This window comes from Oceanobacillus alkalisoli (assembly GCF_022213125.1).
GTDB lineage: Bacteria > Bacillota > Bacilli > Bacillales > Amphibacillaceae > Oceanobacillus > Oceanobacillus alkalisoli.
In genome coordinates, this window is sequence record NZ_JAKNRA010000034.1 from 1 (window position 1) to 2,515 (window position 2,515).

Consider the following 2,515-nt stretch of genomic DNA (forward strand, 5'->3'; position numbering starts at 1 on the left):
TGTAACTGCTAAACTAGACTCAACAGTTTTCCACAAATAAGAGTAAACAGTTTTCACCAATTAAGACTAAACGGTTTACTAATTCCATATCCCTTTCGGTATACTTAAATCGGAGTATGTCGAAGGGGGAGGAAATAAGGAGTGGAAAAGTGGATGATTTACCAAGAGATACATCGTTTAAAGAAAAAAGGATTCTCAAAGAGCCAGATTGCAAAGAAATTAAAGATTTCTAGAAACAGAGTTATCGATTATTTAAAGATGACACCAGATCAATTCGCAGTGTTTATGGCATCTTTACAAAACCGGGCGAAGAAGTTGGACCCTTACAGAGATTACATACTGGGGTGGTTGAAAGAGCACCCAGATATGACAAGCGCCCAAGTATATGATTGGTTGCAGGAAAAGTTTGAGGTTACATCGGTAGCCGAGAATACAGTACGAAATTATGTGAATGATTTAAGGGATAGATATCATATTCCTAAAGAAACGATTGGTCGTGAGTATGGAACGGTAGAAGAACTTCCGATGGGTAAACAAATGCAAGTAGATTTCGGAGAAATGTTTGTTCCTACTGAATTTGGATCAAGAAAGAAGCTTTACGCAGCTGGATTTGTTCTATCTCATTCACGTTTCAAATATGTAGAGTGGATTGATCGTCCTCTTCGTACCTCGGACTTAATTAGAATGCAGGAGAATGCGTTTCAATATTTTGGAGGTATGACGGAAGAAATTGTGTATGACCAAGACCGTTTATTAGCAGTAAGTGAAAACGCAGGCGATTTAATCCTTACCGAATCCTTTACAAAGTATCATGAAACGAGAGGCTTTAAGATCTACTTATGCCGGAAAAGTGATCCAGAATCCAAGGGCAAAGTTGAACAGCTTATAAAATTTGTGAAGAATAACTTCGCAAACCACCGTATTTTCCAAGATTTAGAGTCTTGGCAGGACTCTAACTTAAGGTGGCTAAAGAGAACTGGAAACTATAAAATTAATCACAATACAAAGAAAAGACCCTTTGAAGCGCACGCCCTCGAAAAGCAGCATCTTCAAAAGGTCAATGGATATTACATTTTTGAAAATATCTCATCTATTAATATAACAAGAATGATTCATAAAGACAACGTTATTCGTTATAAAGGAAATCGGTATAGTGTTCCGCTCGGAACTTTTCGAAGTAGTGCAGAAAACATTGCTTATCTGGCTATTTCAGAGCAAAGTTTGAGCATCTCACTTCACCCGAGTGATAACCCAATTGCCATTCATGAAATATCAAAAGAAAAAGGAAAAGTCATCACAGATCCTAAACATCGCCGTCGTTCCCAGACAAAAAGAGATACTTTAGCAGAAGAAGTTATGGAGAGATTAGGTGATTGGGAAGACTCTAACTGGTTAATCAAGACGTTGCAGGAGCACTATCCTCGTCATACAATCGATCAATTAAAGGTTGTGCTTAAAGCTAGCGAGAAATATCCAAAGTATATCAATGACGCTTTGAAAGAAATGAGAAGGCTTAGATTGACCAGTGCCAATGATTTAAGAGATATTGCGATTTCTTTAGAAATCGAAGGTTACAGAGACTTGCCTCATGAAGAAGTAATCAATGAAAAATATAAGGATATCGTAGCTCCAGAGCGTAATCAAGATATCTACTTAGATGTTCTTCAAGGAGGTAAATAAGATGACAGAATTCTATCAGGAGCTACAAGAAAAATGTAGAGCTTTAAGATTAGCAGAAACAGCAAAGGAACTACCAAGCATGCTTAGAGAAGCTGAATCAAAGGGATTAACTTACTCCGAATTCATTGATCAGGTACTAGGATATGAATTGGCTTGTCGTGAGGATAAGAATCGTATCAAGTTAATGAAATGGGCAGAGTTCCCCCAACACTTAACATTAGAGCAATTTAAACTCGAAGAGCAATCTGCGATTGGTGAGAAACAATTAAATGTATTAAAGGAATTATCATGGATCGAAGAGAATTTCACATTAATTATGATGGGGCCTCCTGGCGTCGGAAAAACTCATCTTTCAACCGGATTGGGAATCCAGGCAGTCAACCAAGGGTATCAGGTTTCTTTCGTATCCATGGATCAGTTAATTTACGTATTAAAGACTAAAGAATATATAAGTAAGTCTAGAACGAGGTATAAACGAATTACAGGATCAGATTTGGTTATCATTGATGATGTCATGTATATGGCTTATGAAACGCAAGATGCGCAGCTCTTTTTCCAGTTTATTTACGATATGTATGATAAGACGGCCTTTATTTTAACTTCCAATAAAGGTCCAGGGGAATGGGGTAAATTTCTTGGAGATACAACATTAACAACGGCGATCCTAGATCGCCTTCTCCACAGAAGTGAAATTATCACATTCGATGAGAACCAAGACAGCATCAGAATGAAGTACAGACGTGCTTTGTTTCAAGAAACAGGTGTTGAATCTTAATTGGGGAAACCTGTTGAGTGTTAATTGTGAAAAACTGCTTAATTCTACTTGACGGTTACA

Annotated in this window: 2 protein-coding genes; both read left to right on the top strand. The window is 37.5% G+C overall.

Annotated features, from left to right (window positions below; translation table 11 throughout):
• The first annotated feature begins 141 nt into the window (after positions 1–141).
• Entirely contained in the window at positions 142–1,680 is a 1,539-nt protein-coding gene (istA, locus tag L3V42_RS17950) for an IS21 family transposase (RefSeq protein ID WP_238472622.1), read from the top strand.
• A 1-nt stretch (position 1,681) separates the two neighbouring features.
• Positions 1,682–2,455, top strand: a complete 774-nt coding sequence (istB, locus tag L3V42_RS17955; protein WP_238472623.1) for an IS21-like element helper ATPase IstB — start codon at positions 1,682–1,684, stop codon at positions 2,453–2,455.
• Positions 2,456–2,515 lie beyond the last annotated feature (60 nt).